This is a genomic window from Actinophytocola sp. (assembly GCF_035712165.1).
Classification (GTDB): Bacteria; Actinomycetota; Actinomycetes; order Mycobacteriales; family Pseudonocardiaceae; genus DASYTH01.
Genome location: NZ_DASTBH010000469.1, coordinates 1 through 17,857, shown reverse-complemented (window position 1 = coordinate 17,857; position 17,857 = coordinate 1). Strand labels below are relative to the sequence as shown.

Sequence of the window (17,857 nt, the reverse complement as noted above, 5' to 3'; positions counted from 1 at the left end):
CCATCACCCCGGCACCCGCGTTGGTACCGTGCGTGAAGGCTCAACCTGCGGAAGCGAGGGATCCCTGATGGTGTTCGATCCCGGTGTCGGCTCCGGTCTCGCCGCCGGCGCCGCGGCGGGCGTCGCGATCGGTGCCAGCATGTCCGCCTTCGCCAAGACCGCCGCCGCTGGTGGCTTTGCGGTCAACGAGACCGGCGGCCAAGCCCTCCTGACCGCCATCCGCAACATGAAAGACCGGATAGACGAGATTCGGGCGGACACCATGGTGGGCACCTTCCAGCCCAAACTCGGGCTGACCCACGGAGCCGAGGTCATGGCCAATGTCGACCTCGCGGTCGCACAAGACGATCAAGGGTTCATGCCTATGCTGCTCAAGTTCAGGGAGTCGCTGGAGTCGGCCGAGCAGGGCATCAATGACGCGATGCGGAACTACGTCGCCATGGACCAGAGTGGCGCAGCGCGGTACCTGTCGACCTGATCGGGAGCAGTGAATCATCGTGAGGCGTTCCGCACTACTGATGTTGGTCCTGGCCGGATCGGCGGGGCTGACGTCGTGCGCGACTTCCACGAGCGGCCAGGCGGTACCCGACCAGGGGCAGGCGACCGGGGCTACGGGCCGGCCGAGCGACGAGCCCAGCGCCAGGCCGACTTCCGGGAACCCTCAGGCTGGTAACAGCCCGATGGAGGAAACGGATCCCTGCGCGCTCCTCGACGCGGCCGCCAAAGCCAAGCTCGACATCAGCGGTGCCGGCGAGAATCGTAAAATCGGGGTAGCTCGGGGTTGTCGATGGCGGGTCCGCGGCGCCGGGGAAAGTCAGATCTTTGACGTCGGAATTCTCGACACGGCCGGGATCACCGATATTCCCGCTACCGTTCGGGTGGAAAAGTTGCCGAATATCGGCGCACATCAGGCGGTGCAAGGCAAGGAGCAGGGTGGTGGGCCGGGCGGCTGCACGATCATTCTTGGTGTCACGGGCTCATCCAGGGTGGACCTCAATGTGCTGGCTGGCAACGACACGCAGAAGGCCTGTGATCTGGTGATGGAGTTGGCGACGCTGGTGGAACCGAAACTGCCCTGACGGCTGGGGAGGAGGATGGTATGGCGCCACGATATGGGGTGAATCCGCCGGAGACGGATTCGCGGGCGGCTTCGGTGTCGAATCCGGACAGTGCGGATTATGATCCTACGAGTCCCTATTATGACAGCACGCTCGACAGGGAGAGTCAGACCCATATCGACCGTAAGGGCACGGTGGATACGGGGACCGAGATTCGGGATCAGGCGGAGCAGAATGTCACCGCGGACGACCAGGGAGATGACGGCTGGGTCACCGACCTGATCGAGCCGATTCTGCACGACGCCCGGGTCAACAGCCAGGTCAACAGCGAAATGGACGCCCAGGTGGCGCAGTTGGCGGCCGGGCTGCCGACCAGGCCGACTCCGTCGTTCGACGCGCAGAACTACCAGAGCCACCAGCACCGGGATCTCATCGACATGGTGACCCAGAACGCCGACGCCGGGCAGGTGGGCGCCAGCGGGGACACCTGGGTGTCGGTGGGCAACACCATGATCCAGTTCCAGGAGGACATCGCCGGCGCGATCAACAACAGCGAGGCGGACTGGCAGGGCCAGGCGGCCACGCAGGCGCGGGTGTTCATGGCCGAGGTGGGCAACTGGGTCGGCACGGCCGGGCAGGGTGCGGCGCTGGCCGGCACGCAGATGCTGCGGCAGTCGGAGGCCCTGTCGACGGCGTCCGCCTCGATGCCCGAGGAGGTGCCCTACGACCGCAACGAGTGGAACCAGCGGATCATGACCTCGTCCGATCCGTGGGCCACCTACAACCAGGCGGTCGAGCAGTACAACGCCAGCCAGGAGGCGCACGCCCGGGCGGCCGAGGTGGTCACCACCTACGACGGCGGCCTGGCGGGCGCGAGCACGATGCCGGCGTTCACCGCACCCCCCACGATGGGCGGCGGCGACGCCCAGCTCAACGACTACAGCGACGGCAAGGGCCGGATCAGCGACAACCCGACCGACTTCGGCCGTCCCCCCGGCAACGGCGACCCGGGCGGCCCCGGCGGACCCGGCCCCGGCGGCTCGGGCGGCAACACGCCACCGCCGACCCTGCCGGAGGGAACCGGCGGCCCGGGCGGCCCCGGAGGGAACGGCGGCCCGGGCGGTCCCGGCCCCGGCGGCCCCGGCCCGGGCGGCCCGGGCGGGACGGGTCCCGGCGGCGGAACCGGGCCGGGTGGCGGCGTGGCCCTGCCGCCGGGCGGCACCAGCCCGGGCGGCGTCGGCCCCGGCGGACGCCCGCCGGGCGGCGCCGGTACCCCCGGCGGACGACCCGTGGGCGGCGGCGGTCCCGGCGATGGCGGCGGGGGTCCGCTGCCGATCGGGGGCCTGCCGATCGGCCCGTTCCCCGGCGGTGAGGACGACCTGCGAACCGGCCGGGGCACCGGCGGCGGTGGCCCGTTCGGCCGCGGGTTCGGTCCCGGCGGCCCGGGATCGGGCGGCGGCACGGGTACCGGCTTCGGCACCGGCGGCGGCCCCGGCTCGGAGAGCGGCGCGGGTCGGCCGGGCGGCGCCTTCGGGCGCGGCGGTCCGGGCGGCCAGTTCGGTCCCGGTTCCGGTGCCGGCGCGCTCGCGGCCGAGCACGCGGCGACCGGCGGCCGTGCGGGTGGCCTCGGCGGCGCGGGCGGCCGGGGCGGCGCCGGCGGCATGCCGATGGGCATGGGCGGTGGTCGCGGTCAGGGCGACGAGGACGGCGAGCACCAACGCCCGTCCTATCTGGTCGAGGCGGATCCGGACTCGCTGTTCGGCACCGACGAGATGACCGCGCCGCCGGTGATCGGTGAGTGATGGCCGGGCCGTTCCAGGTTTCCCTTGCCGCCGTTGACATCCTGGGCCAGTCGCTGCGCCTGAACCTGCGGCTGTTTCCGTTCGAGATCCCCAGCGTCGGCCGGACGCAGGACGATCGGGTGCGCATCGCCCGGGCGGTGTTCACCGACCTGGCTCAGCGCGGCCTGGTCCGGGACGGCCGGCTGGACCCCGACCTCCGCCGCGCGCTGCACGCCGTGGCCGACTACCGGGTCGCGGTGGCCGTCCAGGGCACGCTCAAGGAGGGCCAGCACCTCTACGCCCGCGCCTCGGCCACGCCGGACACCGGGGTGCTGGCCGTGCAGGACGGGCAGCGGATGCGGCTGGAGCTGATCCGGCCGACCGCGCTGGCCGCCACCCTGGTCGGGCTGCTGCCCAAGGCGGAGGCCGGTCCGGGCCATTCGGTGACGCTGACCAAGCCGGCCGCCGATGACCGGGGGGACCTGTTCGGCCGGCCGGCCCCGCGGCTGAGCACCACGCCGTCCGCGCTGCGGATCGCCGAGAGCTACCTGACCCGGCCCCGCACCGGCGCGGGCTTCTTCGCGGTGAGCCACCGGGACCGGCACGGCAAGGAGATCCGGGCCGGTGAGGTCGGCTGGTTCGACACCGACGCCGGCCGCTACCTCAACCTGGCCCGGCCGCCCGGCGAGGACGGCCAGATCCACGGCACCCTGTCCCCGGCCGACAACGCCCGCCTCACCCAGCAGTTGGGCACCCTGATCGACAGCGTCCGTGCCGACTAGGCTGTGTTTCATCAGGCGCGCGCGATCGGATCTGCGGGGCAGGCCGTTGTCACCGCGCATCGCCGGCCTGGCGGGCTGGGCGGCCTGCCGCCACAGATCCGGGCCTTCGGCCGGGCGCGATCAGGCGTCGTCGTGCGGTGAGCCGGGCATCCGGCCGGTGACCACGAAGACCACCCGCTTGCCGACCGAGACGGCGTGGTCGGCGAACCGCTCGTAGAAGCGGCCCAGGAGCGTCACGTCGACCGCGGCGGCGACGCCGTGCGGCCACTCCCGGTCCATGGTCACGCTGAACAGGTGGCGGTGCAGGTCGTCCATCTCGTCGTCGGCGTCCTCGAGGGAGCGCGCCTGCTCGATGTTCTTGCTGAGGATGACCTGCTCGGCCTGCCGGGCGAGGGCGACCGCGACCCGTCCCATCTCGGCGAAGTAGGGGCGGACCGAGTCCGGCAGCACGCCCTGCGGATGCCGGCGGCGCGCGGCCTTGGCCACGTGCAGAGCGAGGTCGCCCATCCGCTCCAGGCTCTCCGAGGCGTGGATCGCGGCGAGCACGGTGCGCAGGTCGGTGGCCACCGGCGCCTGGAGCGCGAGCAGCGCGTAGGCGTGCTCCTCGCAGGCCGCGCGGGCCTCGTCGACCTTGGCGTCGTCGCCGATCACCTGCTCGGCCAGGGCGAGATCGGCATCCAGCAGGGCCCGGGTGGCCAGTTCCATGGCATCGCCCACCATCGAGCACATGCCCGCTAACTCGTCGGCGAGCTGAGCGAGCTCGACATGGTACGCCTCACGCATGGCGTCAGCCTACGGGTAGACCTTTCGCGAAACGGACTTGTTGGATGAACCGTTCATGAACCTGGCGCTAGGCGCAGGTGACGTCTCCGCCGTTCACCGTGGTGACCTTCGGCAGGTCGGCGGGGGCCGTCGGGGCGGGCGTGCCGGTCGGGGCGACCACGTCGCCCTTGTACTCCGGGCCGATCACCAGGATCAGCGCGCCGGCCGCGGAGGCGTCCTCCTGCATCTGCGCGCCGGGGATCGCCGAGGCCACCACGCGCGCCGCGGCCTCCTTGTCCTTGCCGTACTTCACGACCGTCTTCGGCACGTCCTTCACGGCGTTGTTGACGTTGACGACCTGGAAGCCGAAGCCCTGCAGCTTGCCCGCCGTCTTGGCGGCGATCTTCCCCGTGGTGTTGCCGCCGTTGAGCACCTGAAGCTTGATCGTCTTCGGGTCGACCGGCTGGCTGGGCGCCGGCGCGTTGGTCGGGGTCTTGTCCGCCTCAGCGGGCGGCGCGGGGGTCTCGCCGGCCAGCGGCGTGTCGTCCCGGATCGCCTTGAACAGCAGCTCGTTGTCCTTGGTGCGGAGCACCTCGTTGCCGCGCTGGTTGGCCTCGCCGACCGTCGGCACGGTGATGAAGCTGACCCGGCCGGCCTCGATGCCCTGCATGGACTGGCCGAGCAGCATGAGCTGGTCGACGCCGACGTTGTCGCCGAAGGTGGCCCCGGCGAAGGCGTTGACGAAGCCGGTCAGCTTGCCCGGGTCCAGCAGCACCTGGTTGGACATCGCCTTGCGCAGCAGCGCGGAGAGGAACCGCTGCTGGCGGATGATCCGGCCGTAGTCGGAGGTCGGGTCGCCGATCACGTGCCGGGCCCGGACGAAGTTCAGCGCCTGGTCGCCGGTGAGGTTGACGGCCTTGCCGGGCTCCTTGACCACGGTGCCGAGCACGGTGTCCTTCAGCGGCTTCTCCACGCAGACCTGCACGCCCTGCACGGCGTCGACCATGCCCTTGAAGCCGTTGAAGTCGATCCCGACGAAGTGGTTGATCGCGAGCCCGGACAGCTCCTGCACCATCTTGGTGACGCACTTGGGCCCGCCGGTCGCGTACACCGAGTTGATCTTGACGTTGGCCTGGGCGGGGAACTGCTGACCGTTGTACTTGCCGGTCTTGGCGTCCCAGCCCTCGCAGGCCGGCCGCTTGACCTCGAGGTCGCGCGGGAAGGAGACCACGACCACCCGTTTCCGGTTGGCCGGAACGTGCGCGATCATGATCGTGTCGGCCCGCGCGCCGCCGACCGAGGCCGCGTCGCCCACGCCGTCCTCGGCGGTCGCACCCTCCCGGGTGTCGGAGCCGACCATCAGGAAGTTCTCGTCGCCGTACTGCGCGGACCGGTCCAGGATCGCCGCGGAGTTCTGGTCCAGCGCCTCGACCTCGACCTGCTTGCTGTTGACCCAGCTCTTGAAGCCCCAGGCGACGGCGGTGGACGCGAACACCAGCAGCGCCACCACGCCGGCGACGATCTTGCCCGCTAACGCGGTGCGCCGCAGACGCCTGGGCTCGGCGCGGCTCGGCGCCGGGGCGGGAGCCGGCTGCAGGGCGGGGTCGTCCTCGGGGGCGAGCTCCGGCGACTGCAGGCCGACGATCTCGTCGAGCCGGTCCAGCTCGTCCTCGCTGGCCCACGGGAACAGCCGCTTGCGCTTGGCCTTCTTCTCCCGCTCCTCGGCCTTCAGCTCGTCGTGCACCTTGGAGAACCGGGCCAGGGTGTGATCGACCTTGCGGCGCTTCTGCGCCTCGGTGCCGATCGCCTCCATCTCGGTGGTCAGGCCGATCGGGTCGAGCTCGTCGGCCGACGGCGGGCGGGCCGGCGTCGGGTTGCCCTGCGGCCGCACCGGCGGGATGCCCGGCATGCTGGGCGACTCGGTGGGCCAGGCCGGGCTCGCGGCGTGCGGCGGTGGCGCGGGCGGCATCGAGGCCTGGCCGGGAACCTGGTTCGGGATCCGGGGCAACGGGCGGACCTGCGGGCCGGACTGGATCGCGGTGCCCTGCCGCATCGGCATGCCCGGGCCGGCCTGGCGGGCGCCGGGGAACGGGCCGGGCTGCGGGGCCATGCCCGGATGTCCGCCCCGGGGGCGGCCGGCGGGCGGCTCGGCGGGTCCGCGCCAGCCGGGCGGCGGCGCGTCCACCGGACGGTGCGTGCGCGGCGGTGGCTGCTGGTGGTGCGGGGGCGGCGCGACGGGCCGCAGCCGCGGGTTCGACGGGTGCTGCTGCTGTGCCGGGTGCGGCGGCGGGGGCAGGTGCCCGGGCGGCGGCTGGCGCCGCTGCTGAGCCTGCGGCGGCTGGGCCGGCATCGACCGGGGCGGCTGCTGGGGCGGGTAGGCCGGCCGGCCCCCCGGCTGGTTGCCGCCGTGCTGGGTGGACCCCTGCTGATGAGAACCGTGCCGTTCGACCAGGTCGGCGACGCTGAGACCGCCGGTGGCATCCATGGACCGCCGGCGCCGGGGTTGCTCTTCCGGATCGGTCGAGCGCGAGTGGCGGCCTTCGCGGTGTCCACCTGGCGATGGAGGGGTGCCGGCAGAGCGATAATCGTCGGGCACCCGAGCTCCTCTCACGGTCCACATGCGCGGCGGCGTGTGATCCATCTTGCCGCCAACTAGTTATCAAGACGTTGCAGAGTACCGCTTGGTTGCCGTTCTGCGGTGGCTTTCCGCGACGGATAGTACGGACGGATGGCACCTGACACGATGGCGGGTCGCGTTTTCTTCACTTTCAGTATGTGATTGCGGTCATGGTACTAGTCCGATCGGGCTACATCGGCCGTCGGGGAGTCAACGTGGCCGACGATGAGACCGACCGCCGGTGTCCCGCCGCGCCGGCCAGCCGGGTCTGCCCGTCGAGCAGGTAGGCGACCGCGTTCCGCCCGGCCCGCTTGGCGTCGTACAGCAGCGTGTCGGCCCGGTGCAGCTGCTCCTCCGGGCTCGCCGTGTCGAGCGGCTCGTGCGCCAGGCCGATGCTCACCGTCACCCGCAACCCGGCCGCGATCGAGTCCCAGGCGAACCGCTCCACCCGCATCCGGGCCGACTCGGCCAGCTCCACCGCCGGTGTGGCCGCCAGATCGGGCAGCACCAGCACGAACTCCTCACCGCCGTACCGGGCGCAGAAGCCGGCTTCCGGAAGATCGTCCTGCAGCAGCGTGACCACCCGTTGCAGCACCCGGTCGCCCACGTGATGCCCGAAGGTGTCGTTGACCAGCTTGAACCGGTCCAGGTCGACCAGCGCCACGGCCAGCCCGGCCGCGCCGCCCGGCGACTGCTCGACCAGCGCCACCAGCCGCTGGTCCAGGTAGCGGCGGTTGTAGCTGGCCGTCAGGGCGTCCCGGATCGCCTGCTCGCGAGCCTCGGCGTGCTCCCGGCGCAGCTGGTCGACCTCTTCCCGGAACTGTTCCGGAATCAGGGGCAGGCTCGGCCCGGCCCGTTGCGTCGCGACGAGATCGAGGGCCTGGCGGGCATGTTCGTATGCCTGCCGCCACTGGCCCCGCCTGGCCAGTAGCTCCGCGATCGACTCGTGCAGTGCGATCAGGTCCTGGGTGTGCACCGGCGCCCCCGTGTCGGCCACCGGGTACGGCAAGCCCGTCACCTCCCTACAGAACGAGGTTTCGTCCGATAAGAGGGCTTGCTTGAGCGGACGGGACGCCAGGACGGCGAAGTTCGCTCGACCGGCGTATCGGCGGTGCGGTCAACGGGTGGGGCAGGGGGTGAATCCGTAGGCCTTGCCGTCCAGGATCACCACCCGCTGCGAGCCGATCTGCTCGGCGACCGGGGCGCCGTCGCGGCGGATGCTCACCGACACGCCCATGACGTAGACCAGGCCGCGGGGGCGCTTGGTGGAGTCCTCCGGCGTCCACTCGAAGTCCGTGCGGACGGTCGACATCGCCGGCTCGATCCGCAGGGTCAGCTCGCCCAGCTCACAGAGCCGGTCGGTGAAGTCCGGATGCTGGGTGCGGCGCAGGAAGTCCCGCTGCGTGGTCGGACCCTCCCTGCCGGCCTCGTTGAGCTCGGCGAAGTAGCCGGTGAGCAGGTCGCGGTCCGCGCCGGCCGAGCCGAGGGCCACCGGCGAGCCGGCGACCGTGCTGGTGCAGCCGGTGGCGGCCAGCACCGTGAGCACGGCCGCTACCAGGCGGGCTCGGGACATGATCAACCCCCGGAGTGCATCAGCTCGGCGCCGGCCGGCACGACGTCGTCGTCGGGGTCGTCCAGCCAGCCATCCGGCAACGCTACCCGCGCCGGGGAGCCCTGCCGGCCCCGCGGCCCCTCGGCCTCGGCCGGGAACGGCACGTCCCGGTCCAGCTCGGCGAGCAGGCCGGCAAGCTCGCCCAGGGTGCTGACCAGGGCGAGCCGCTGGCGCAGCGCGGAGCCCACCGGGAAGCCGCGCAGGTACCAGGCGACGTGCTTGCGCAGGTCACGCACGCCCTTGTGCTCGCCCATGTGCTCGGCCAGCAGGCTGGCGTGCCGGAACATCACCTCGGCCACGCCGCCCAGCGTCGGGCCGGTGGGCAGCTCCCGGCCGGCGAAGGCGGCCTGCAGATCGGCGAACAGCCACGGCCGGCCCAGACATCCCCGGCCGATCACCACGCCGTCGCAGCCGGTGCGGGCCATCATCGCCAGCGCGTCCTGCGCCCCGAAGATGTCGCCGTTGCCCAGCACCGGGATGGTGCGCACGGCCTCCTTGAGTCGGGCGATCGCCGACCAGTCCGCCTGGCCGGAGTAGCGCTGTGCGGCCGTGCGGGCGTGCAGCGCGACCGCCGCCGCGCCCTGTGCCTCGGCGATCCGGCCGGCATCGAGGTAGGTCAGGTGGTCGTCGTCGATGCCGATCCGGAACTTCACCGTCACCGGAATTCCGGCCGGCTCCGCGGCCCGCACCGCGGCGGCCACGATGTCGCCGAACAGCCGGCGCTTGTACGGCAGCGCCGCCCCGCCGCCCTTGCGGGTGACCTTGGGCACCGGGCAGCCGAAGTTCATGTCGATGTGGTCGGCCAGGTTCTCGTCGACGATCATGCGGACCGCCTCGGCCATGGTCGCCGGGTCGACCCCGTAGAGCTGCAGGGAGCGCGGGTGCTCGTCCGGATCGAACGTGATCATGTGCAGGGTGGCGGGGTCCCGCTCCACCAGCGCCCGGGTCGTGATCATCTCGCAGACGTAGAGACCGGCCCCATGAATACGGCACAGCCGCCGGAACGCCACGTTGGTGATTCCCGCCATCGGTGCCAACACCACCGGCGGGTCCACCACGAACGGCCCGATCTTCAACGCCTCGACCACCCGGCCATTGTCCCACCGGCGACCAGCGGGCGGCCGGGGCGGCGCATACGGTGGGTTGGGAAGCACGCCGTCGAAGGAAGGAGCCAGCATGCTGGCCGTGACAGAAGCGGCAGCCGACGCGATCAGTGCGCTCACGGCGCAGGAAGGAGTGCAAGGAGAGGGCGGACTGCGGTTCGCCATGCAGGCGATGGACGACTCACAGGCGGCGCTGGCCTTGTCCGTCGCGCCGGCTCCGGCCGCGGGTGACCAGGTGATCACCAGCGAGGACGGGGCCCAGGTTTTCCTTGAGCCACAGGCCGCCGACTACCTCTCGGACAAGGTGCTCGACGTCGAGCAGGACGCCGAGGGGCAGCTCAACTTCGCCGTGCTCGAACGCGGCTGAGCGCAGCTCGCGGACGCTATCGTGTCCGCTCATGTCAACCAGCCGGCCGGGACCGCCGCTCAAGGCCGATTTCCTTCGCCTCGATCAGCGGTTCCGGCGGGTGGACGGCGACGCGTTCGTCGAGGAGCTGCACACCGGCTGCCGGTGGACCGAGGGCCCGGCGTACTTCCCGGCCGGGCGCTACCTCGTCTTCAGTGACATCCCCAACGACCGGATACTGCGCTGGGACGAGACCACCGGCGCGGTCGGCGTGTTCCGCGCACCGGCCGGCTACGCCAACGGCCACACCGTCGACCGGCGCGGGCGGCTGATCAGCTGTGAGCACGGCAACCGCCGGGTCACCCGCACGGAGGCCGACGGCAGCATCACCGTGCTCGCCGACCGCTACGCCGGAAACCGGCTCAACAGCCCCAACGACGTGGTGGAGCGGGCCGACGGGTCGATCTGGTTCACCGATCCCAGCTACGGCATCGACACCGACTACGAAGGACACCGGGCGGACAGCGAGATCGGCGCCTGCCACGTGTACCGGATCGACCCGGACACCGGCGAGGTGCGGGTCGCGCTGGACGACTTCGAACGGCCCAACGGGCTCGCGTTCAGCCTCGACGAGCGCCGGCTCTACGTCGCCGACACCCGGCGCAAGCACGTGCGGATCTTCGACGTGGCCGCGGACGGCACCTGCACCGGCGGGGAGGTGTTCGCCACCTGCGACGCGGGCAGCTTCGACGGCCTGCGGCTGGACTCCGCCGGCCGGGTCTGGGTGGCCGCGCACGACGGCCTGCACTGCTTCGCCGAGGACGGCACGCTGATCGGCAAGCTGCTGCTGCCGCAGATCGTGTCCAACCTGACCTTCGGCGGGCCGCAGCGCAACCACCTCTACATCACCGCGACCAGTTCGGTGTACTCGATCCGGCTCAACATCACCGGATCGCCCTACCCCGGTTAAGGTTTTCCCTGGATCATCGCCTAGGTCCTGGGCCAGCCAACGGAACCTCAGGGGTACCGTGACGGCGGCCAGCCACAATCCACCGGATGTCCGCACTGTTCGCTGGAACGCACCACCGCATGGAAATTCCGGAGAGGCGGACTAGCTAGCGCTCCAGGTCCTCGTACCACTCCTCGCGACCCTCGGCGTCGTTCTCGCCGGCGATCTCCAGGAGATCGTCGAACAGGCCGTCCGGATCGTCGTCGTCCTCGTACGGTGCGTACTCGCTGTCCGGGTGTTCGGGCGGATGCGGGTTCTTGCCCTGCGGCAGCGGCAGTTCCGGCTTCGGGTCGGGCTGCGGCGTGGCCGCGGGCGAGCCACCACCGCCCTGACCCTCCGCGTTCCAGGTGCCCTGGCCGCTCGGGTCGTGGTAGGCCGACTCGGCCTTGCCGTCGTCGTCCAGGTCCAGCAGCGCGGTGTCGGCGATGCCGTCCCCGTCGGAGTCCCACAGCACGTCGTCGACCCGGCCGTCGCCGTCGAAGTCCAGCGCGACGCCGTCGGCCGTCCCGTCCGCGTTCACGTCGGCGTCGGCCGCCGAGTGGTGCACGTGCGGCGCGCCTGGTCCGGGTCCGAACCGATACTCGATGTCCGGCATGCCGGCAACGTAGCAGCCGGGCGGTGGCCCCGGGGCCCGTTTAGGCGCGGTCCCGGTGGGTGACCCGGGAGACCAAACCGGCGTGGCCTGCTGAACCGGCCGATCCCATTAGCGAGAGCCGAGCGGGCGACCGCCCGGGCCGTCGGCATAGGTCAGCCACGGGATCGCCGGCCGCTGGTCCACGCCCGGCCGGCGCCAGTCGCACACCCCGGACGGGAACGCGCTCTGCAGCGCGGCCCACTGCGCGTCGGTGAAGGACACCCGGTAGTCGCCGCGCCGGGGCCGCTTCAGCTGGCACTGCAGGATGTCGTCGGTCAGCGGGGCGCCTGCGGCGATCCGGGCGTCGGCGAACGGCGGGTAGGTCGCCGCGCACCGGGCCGGGTCCACCACCTGCGCGCCGTCGATCCAGCAGGCGTCCACCGCGGCCGCCGGCTTGTTCGCGATCACCTTGGCGCTGCGCGGTTTGTGGCTGGTGTCCGCCTCGATGCGGGCGAGCCAGGTGTCCATCAGCAGGAAGGCCTGGGCCGCGATCTGCGGCGGCGGCACGATCGGCGCCGGGAACGTCCAGATGATCTGGTTGCCGTGCCCGCCGTTGTCCCGGTCCAGCTTGGCCCGCATCTTGTAGCTGTGGAACGAGGTGTGGATCTCCCGGGACTCGCTGTAGCCGCGCAGGTCGATGATCGGCACGCCGGCCAGCTGCCGGGCGTCGGTGACCTGGCCGCTGCGGTAGGCGGTGCGCAGCGCGCCCGGGTCGGCGACGCTGCGCTGCGGCTGGAACTGCCAGTCGATGTTCTTGCTGCCGATGCGGGCGTTCAGGTCGACGAACTGCTCCGCCGTGATCTGCCCGGCGTTGAGCGCGTTCAGCCCGTACTGCACGCCGATGTTGCTGCCGACCGCCTTGCCGAACCCGTCCTGCGGCCGGCTGCCGAGGACCGACCTCATGTAGTCCTGGATCGTGCAGCGCACCCCGGTGGGGTTGGTCTGCGGGTGGTAGACCAGCTCCGGCGGCAGGTTGCAGTTGGCCGCCCGGGTCGGGTCGTTCACCGGCGCGAAGGCGGCGTTCCAGGCGATGCAGTCGGTGATGTCCTTGTGCCCGTCGACCAGCGCGCGCTGCGCCGGGTCGGGCCACAGCGCCGGGGCGACGTTGGTGAAGTAGTTGAGCAGCAGGTGGCAGTCGACCACCTCGGTGCCGGTGGTCCAGACATCGGTGTAGCTGCAGTTGGGCAGGATGCCGTCGAGCAGGCCGGGATACGTCGCGGCGATCAACTGCTGCTGGATCGCGCCGCCCGAGCAGCCGGCGCCGATGGTGTAGCGGATCCGGCCGTACCGCTCGGCGATGCGCTCCTTGAACATCAGCACGGCCTCGGCGGACACCACGCCATTGGCGTTCTGCTGCTGCACGTTGAGCCCGGAGGTGGCCACCATGAAGCCGCGGGAGAGCAGCGTGTCGTCCAGCACGGGCGCCGGCAGGTCCTGGGTGTGGTGCGGCGCGGCGCCGCCGCCGAACGGCACGACCAGCTTGTTGTTCCACCCGGTGGGTTTCCCGGTCGCCGGGTCGAACAGCACGGCGATGTCGTAGATGCCGCGGTCGGCGGTGCCGCGTTCGGTGCGCACGATGTAGGGCACGGTGACGCCGCGGTCGGTCGTGGTGCGCGCGATCGCCTCGGCGGGCGGCGGCGCGGCCGGGTCGTAGGCGGCGAACTGGTTGGTCTGCGCGTTGCGGTAGGTGAAGGTGTAGCGGGTCGGCGCGTTGCACTGCGCGTCGGTGGCCGGTCCGAGCCCGGCCCGCTCGGTCCCGCACACCCAGGGCTGCACCTGGGCTCCGGCGAAGACCGGGCCGCCGACCGGATGGTTGGTGATGGTGATCCGGTCGCCGAAGCCGAACCGGGTCCGGGCGGAGAGCCGGTTGTCACCGACCCGCAGCCCCTCGACCAGACCGAGCAGCGTTCCGTCCGGTTGGGTCTGGAAGGCGGCGGTGACGTCCCGGCCGTTCAGCTCCACCCGCAGGTCGTGCCGGGACCGGCCGATCCGCACGAGCGCGTCCCCGCCGGAGATCAGGTCCGCCCGGTTGGAGATCACTTCCAACCGGAGCGATCCCGCCGGGTCGGCGCCCGCGTTTCCCGCGCCAACCAGGCCAAAACCCATTGCCAGTACGGCCAGAACCGCCATGCGACGCTGCATTGGTCGAACGTAGTTCACCGGCGTGGCGTGTGTCACGAGCCGTTCGGGGCGGGCCGGGCAGCGGCTAGGTTCCAGGCGTGCCGGCGATACCTGACCAACCGGACGACTGGACCGAACCGGGCTCGTTCCCGGTGGCTCCCGGCGTGTACCGGATTCCGCTGCCGCTGCCGTCCGACGCGCTGCGCGCGGTCAACGTCTACGCCATCGACGACCCGGACGGGCTGGTGCTCGTCGACTCCGGCTGGGCGCTGGAGCAGACCGAGAAGGCGCTCGCCGCGGGGTTGCGGGGTCTCGGCTACGACCTGGGTGACATCGCGCGGATCGCGGTGACGCACGCCCACGGCGATCACTACACGCAGGCGCTGGCGCTGCGCACCTCGTACGGCACCCGGGTGAGCCTGGGCACCGGCGAGCGGGAGAGCATCGAACGGCTGCGCAACACCGACCTGGACGCCTACTCCGACCAGTACGCGCAGCTGCGCCGGTACGGCGCGGGCGACCTCGCCGACAAGCTGACGGCGTGGGCCGGCAAGGCGTTCGCGGACGACCGCACGCCGTGGGGCCGGCCGGACACCTGGCTGGCGGACGGCGAGCGGATCGGTCTGGCCGACCGGACCCTGGACGTGATCGCCACGCCCGGCCACACCCAGGGCCACGTGGTGTTCCGGGACGCGCCGGCCGGGCTGCTGTTCGCCGGGGACCACATCCTGCCGCACATCACGCCGTCGATCGGGTTCGAGGCGGTGGTGCCGGTGACGCCGCTGCGGGACTACCTGGACTCGCTGCGGCTGGTCCGGGACCTGCCGGACACGGTGCTGCTGCCGGCGCACGGTCCGGTCACCCTGAGCGTGCACCGCCGGGTGGACGAGCTGCTGGACCATCACGAGGTGCGGCTGGCCATGGTGCTGCGCGAGGTGCAGCGCGGGTTGTCCACCGCGTTCGAGGTCGCCGGGGCGCTGCGCTGGACCCGGCGCGAGCGCACGCTCGACGAGCTGGACCTGTTCAACCAGATGCTCGCGGTGATCGAGACCGGCGCGCACCTGGACGTCCTGGTGCTGCAGGGCGAGCTGCGCGGCGTGGTGTCCGACGGGGTGGGAACCTACTCCGTCTGAGTATTCTGGGGCGGATATTCCGGCCTCGGGAGTGCCATGGCGAAGCGCAAGGTGTCCAACCCGCTGGCGCTGGCGGTGCTCGGCCTGCTGATCGAGAAGCCGATGCACCCCTACGAGATGTCCAGCACGATGCGGGAACGGGTCAAGGAAGCGAGCATCAAGCTCAACTACGGCTCGCTGTACTCGGTGGTGGACGCGTTGCAGCGGCACGGTCTGATCGAGGTGCGGGAGACGGTGCGGGAGGGGCGGCGCCCGGAGCGGACCGTGTACGCGATCACCGACCCGGGCCGCACCGAGTTCGTCGACTGGCTGTCCGAACTGGTCTCGGTTCCGGTCAAGGAGTACACCCAGTTCGAGGCGGCGCTGTCGCTGCTGCCCGGGCTGCCGCCGGACGAGGTGCTGCGGCTGCTGACCACCCGGCGGAGCCGGCTGGAGTCGGAGCTGATCGGCACCCAGGCGATCCTGGACCGGATGACCGACCAGGGCATGTACCTGCTGGCCATCGAGCTGGACTACGTGCAGGAACTGCGCAAGGCGGAACTGGGGTTCGTCGAGCGGGTGATCAAGTGGATCCAGAACGGCACGCTGGGCGGCATCACGTTCTGGCGCCAGGCGTACGAGGGGGGCGAGATGCCCAGCGCCGAGGACTGGCAGCGGGCGGCCGAGGGGACGCTGCCGCCTGACGCACGGTGACATCAGGCTTGACGTCATCGTGATGTCACGACATACTCGTCTTCGGATATCAGCACTGGAACATCGAGAGGCACGAAAAAACGCTGGCCGGGTGCGGCAACACCCGACCAGCGGTGAGTTCCCAGGCCGGCTCATGGCGGAGCAGTACCCAGGCGCGTCTTCAGGATAACTGGCGTCGCCGAGGGTCGGTCGAGATCGATCACGACCACAGAGAGGTCCCCAGGCAATGACCAATCCCGCCATGGCCCCTGCGCGGCCCGGCGAACTCGTCGGGCCGGCCATCGCCGCCACCGACCTGACCAAGGTCTACGGCGAGGTCACCGCGCTCGACGGGCTCAGCTTCGAGGTGCCGTCCGGCACCATCTTCGGGCTGCTCGGACCGAACGGAGCCGGCAAGTCCACCACCATCAAGATCCTGACCACCCTGAGCCGGCCGACGTCCGGGACCGCCACGGTCGCCGGCATCGACGTGCTGCGCAGGCCGGAGGCCGTGCGCCGGGCGATCGGCGTGGTCACCCAGCGGGCCGGCACCGACCCGCAGGCCACCGGCCGGGAGAACCTGCTGCTGGCCGGGCGGATCCACGGCATGCGCGGCAGCGCCGTCAAGGCCCGGGCCGAGGAGCTGCTCGACCGGTTCGGCCTCACCGAACCCGCCGACCGGGTGGTGCGCACCTACTCCGGCGGCATGCAACGGAAACTGGACGTCGCGCTGGGCCTGATGCACCGGCCCCGGGTGCTGTTCCTGGACGAGCCGACCACCGGGCTCGACCCGCAGGCCAGGTCCGAGATGTGGGCGGAGATCGCCCGGCTGGCCGGGCAGGAGCAGTTGACCATCCTGCTCACCACGCACTACCTGGAGGAGGCCGACCACCTCGCCGACCGGGTGGCCATTGTGGACAACGGCCGGATCGTCGCGTCCGGAACCGCGGAGCAGCTCAAGAGCGAACTGCGCGGTGACGCGGTCGTGGTCGAACTGGGCGCCGACGCGGACATCGCCGCCGGGCGAGCCGCGCTCGACCGGCTCCCCGGCACCCGGGACGTCGCGGCCGACGGCCGGGTGATCCGGGCCCGGGTGGAGCACGGGGCGAGCGCGGTGCCCGCCGTGCTGGCCGCGCTGGAGGCGAGCGGGCAGGCCGCCCTGTCGATCACCGTCGCCCGGCCCTCCCTGGACGACGTCTACCTGCGACACACCGGGCGGACCTTCGCCGCCGCGGAGAGCGGAGCCACCCGATGAGCACCCTGACCGTCCACACCGGACACCTGACCATGCGCGGCCTGCGGGCGATGGGCCGGCAGCCGGCGTTCGTGCTCATCATCCTGATCCAGCCGATGATCTGGCTGCTGCTGTTCGGCCAGCTGTTCCGGCGCGTGGTGGAGATCCCCGGGTTCGCCGCCGAGCACTACATCGACTTCCTCACCCCCGGTGTGGTCGTGATGACCGTGCTGTTCTCCGCCGGCTGGGCCGGGATGGCGTTCATCGAGGACATGGACCGCGGGGTGATGGACCGGATGCTGTCCTCGCCGGTCAGCCGCGGGGCCATGATGGCCTCGTCGACGGCTTACCAGGGGGTCACCATCGTGATCCAGTCGACGGTGATCGTCCTGGTTGGACTGCTCGCCGGCGCCCGGTTCGCCGGCGGTCCGCTCGGCGTGCTGGTGATGCTCGTCGCCGCCATCCTGCTCGGCGCCGCGTTCGCCTCGCTGTCCAACGGCATGGCGCTGCTGGTGCGCACCCGGGAGTCGCTGATCGGCTTCTCCACCATGCTCACCCTGCCGCTGTCGTTCCTCTCGTCGGCCATGCTGGCCAAGCCGGTGATGCCAGACTGGATGCAGACCGTCGCCGCCTACAACCCGGTCGACTGGACCGTGGTGGCCGCCCGCGAAGCCCTCTCCGCCACCCCCGACTGGCCCGCCGTGCTGGTCCGCCTCGCCGGCCTGCTCGCCGTCGCCATCGTCATGGGCTGGCTCGCCACCAGGGCCTTCCGCAGCTACCAACGCTCTCTGTAACCCCACAACCCGCCCGGCTACGATGACCCCGGGCCGTTAGCTCAACCGGCAGAGCTGCTGACTTTTAATCAGTAGGTTCCGGGTTCGAGCCCCGGGCGGCCCACCAAACTCCCAGGTCAACCCCATGTCGAACCCTCCGTATCGATCATGGTTCCGGTTTACTTCCGTTATTACTGCCCGTCGATGGCTCACCGAGAGC

General features: G+C 71.4%; 17 protein-coding genes and 1 tRNA gene. 11 read left to right on the top strand and 7 right to left on the bottom strand.

The genetic code is table 11. The features are described 5' to 3' along the window. The 4 genes from VFO68_RS26345 to VFO68_RS26330 all read left to right on the top strand — a co-directional run. Positions 1–478, top strand: a 478-nt coding sequence (locus tag VFO68_RS26345; protein ID WP_325161075.1) for a hypothetical protein, incomplete at its 5' end; no start/stop codon positions are given. 40 nt (positions 479–518) lie between these two features. Beyond that, entirely contained in the window at positions 519–1,079 is a 561-nt protein-coding gene (locus tag VFO68_RS26340; RefSeq protein ID WP_325161074.1) for a DUF3558 family protein, read from the top strand. Positions 1,080–1,252: 173 nt separating this feature from the next. Beyond that, positions 1,253–2,860 (top strand): hypothetical protein, encoded by a 1,608-nt coding sequence (locus tag VFO68_RS26335; protein ID WP_325161073.1) that lies wholly within the window; start codon positions 1,253–1,255, stop codon positions 2,858–2,860. Then, entirely contained in the window at positions 2,860–3,621 is a 762-nt protein-coding gene (locus VFO68_RS26330) for an ESX secretion-associated protein EspG (RefSeq protein ID WP_325161072.1), read from the top strand. Before VFO68_RS26335 ends, VFO68_RS26330 begins: the two co-directional genes overlap by 1 nt. Positions 3,622–3,741: 120 nt before the next feature. Here VFO68_RS26330 and phoU read toward each other — a convergent pair whose 3' ends face one another. From phoU to dusB, 5 genes are all read right to left on the bottom strand, one after another. After that, the gene (phoU, locus tag VFO68_RS26325; RefSeq protein WP_325161071.1) at positions 3,742–4,404 is read right to left on the bottom strand and encodes a phosphate signaling complex protein PhoU; all 663 of its coding nucleotides are present in this window, start codon (positions 4,402–4,404) and stop codon (positions 3,742–3,744) included. A gap of 67 nt (positions 4,405–4,471) precedes the next feature. Then, positions 4,472–6,868 carry an LCP family protein gene (locus tag VFO68_RS26320; protein ID WP_325161070.1) on the bottom strand — a complete coding sequence of 799 codons (2,397 nt, stop codon included), beginning with the start codon at positions 6,866–6,868 and terminating at the stop codon, positions 4,472–4,474. 322 nt (positions 6,869–7,190) lie between these two features. After that, complete coding sequence (locus VFO68_RS26315; RefSeq protein ID WP_414635578.1) at positions 7,191–8,018, bottom strand: GGDEF domain-containing protein; 828 nt, start codon at positions 8,016–8,018, stop codon at positions 7,191–7,193. 99 nt (positions 8,019–8,117) lie between these two features. After that, positions 8,118–8,573, bottom strand: a complete 456-nt coding sequence (locus tag VFO68_RS26310; RefSeq protein ID WP_325161068.1) for a hypothetical protein — start codon at positions 8,571–8,573, stop codon at positions 8,118–8,120. Positions 8,574–8,575: 2 nt separating this feature from the next. Continuing rightward, a complete protein-coding gene (gene dusB / locus VFO68_RS26305) occupies positions 8,576–9,790 on the bottom strand; it encodes a tRNA dihydrouridine synthase DusB (RefSeq protein ID WP_325161067.1) in 1,215 nt (404 codons plus the stop codon). Here dusB and VFO68_RS26300 point away from each other — a divergent pair. Both VFO68_RS26300 and VFO68_RS26295 read left to right on the top strand, forming a co-directional pair. Further along, positions 9,789–10,082: an iron-sulfur cluster biosynthesis protein gene (locus tag VFO68_RS26300; RefSeq protein WP_325161066.1), complete on the top strand. Its 294-nt coding sequence runs from the start codon at positions 9,789–9,791 to the stop codon at positions 10,080–10,082. The two genes, dusB and VFO68_RS26300, sit on opposite strands and share 2 nt — an antisense overlap. A 31-nt stretch (positions 10,083–10,113) precedes the next feature. Then, positions 10,114–11,031 (top strand): SMP-30/gluconolactonase/LRE family protein, encoded by a 918-nt coding sequence (locus VFO68_RS26295; protein ID WP_325161065.1) that lies wholly within the window; start codon positions 10,114–10,116, stop codon positions 11,029–11,031. A gap of 145 nt (positions 11,032–11,176) precedes the next feature. On the opposite strand, the gene VFO68_RS26290 is transcribed toward VFO68_RS26295, so the two are convergent. Then, the gene (locus tag VFO68_RS26290) at positions 11,177–11,665 is read right to left on the bottom strand and encodes a hypothetical protein (protein ID WP_325161064.1); all 489 of its coding nucleotides are present in this window, start codon (positions 11,663–11,665) and stop codon (positions 11,177–11,179) included. A gap of 108 nt (positions 11,666–11,773) precedes the next feature. Further along, positions 11,774–13,744, bottom strand: a complete 1,971-nt coding sequence (locus VFO68_RS26285; RefSeq protein WP_325161076.1) for a DUF6351 family protein — start codon at positions 13,742–13,744, stop codon at positions 11,774–11,776. 179 nt (positions 13,745–13,923) lie between these two features. Between VFO68_RS26285 and VFO68_RS26280 the strand changes: the two genes are divergently transcribed. The 5 genes from VFO68_RS26280 to VFO68_RS26260 all read left to right on the top strand — a co-directional run bounded on the left by VFO68_RS26280 (position 13,924) and on the right by VFO68_RS26260 (position 17,764). Next, positions 13,924–14,958, top strand: a complete 1,035-nt coding sequence (locus VFO68_RS26280) for an MBL fold metallo-hydrolase (RefSeq protein WP_325161063.1) — start codon at positions 13,924–13,926, stop codon at positions 14,956–14,958. Positions 14,959–14,994: 36 nt separating this feature from the next. Beyond that, positions 14,995–15,651, top strand: a complete 657-nt coding sequence (locus tag VFO68_RS26275) for a PadR family transcriptional regulator (RefSeq protein WP_325161062.1) — start codon at positions 14,995–14,997, stop codon at positions 15,649–15,651. A 226-nt stretch (positions 15,652–15,877) separates the two neighbouring features. Further along, positions 15,878–16,885, top strand: a complete 1,008-nt coding sequence (locus tag VFO68_RS26270; protein ID WP_325161061.1) for an ATP-binding cassette domain-containing protein — start codon at positions 15,878–15,880, stop codon at positions 16,883–16,885. Continuing rightward, positions 16,882–17,658 carry an ABC transporter permease gene (locus tag VFO68_RS26265; protein WP_325161060.1) on the top strand — a complete coding sequence of 259 codons (777 nt, stop codon included), beginning with the start codon at positions 16,882–16,884 and terminating at the stop codon, positions 17,656–17,658. The genes VFO68_RS26270 and VFO68_RS26265 overlap by 4 nt, the downstream gene beginning before the upstream one ends. Positions 17,659–17,688: 30 nt before the next feature. After that, a tRNA-Lys gene (locus VFO68_RS26260) sits at positions 17,689–17,764 on the top strand. Positions 17,765–17,857 lie beyond the last annotated feature (93 nt).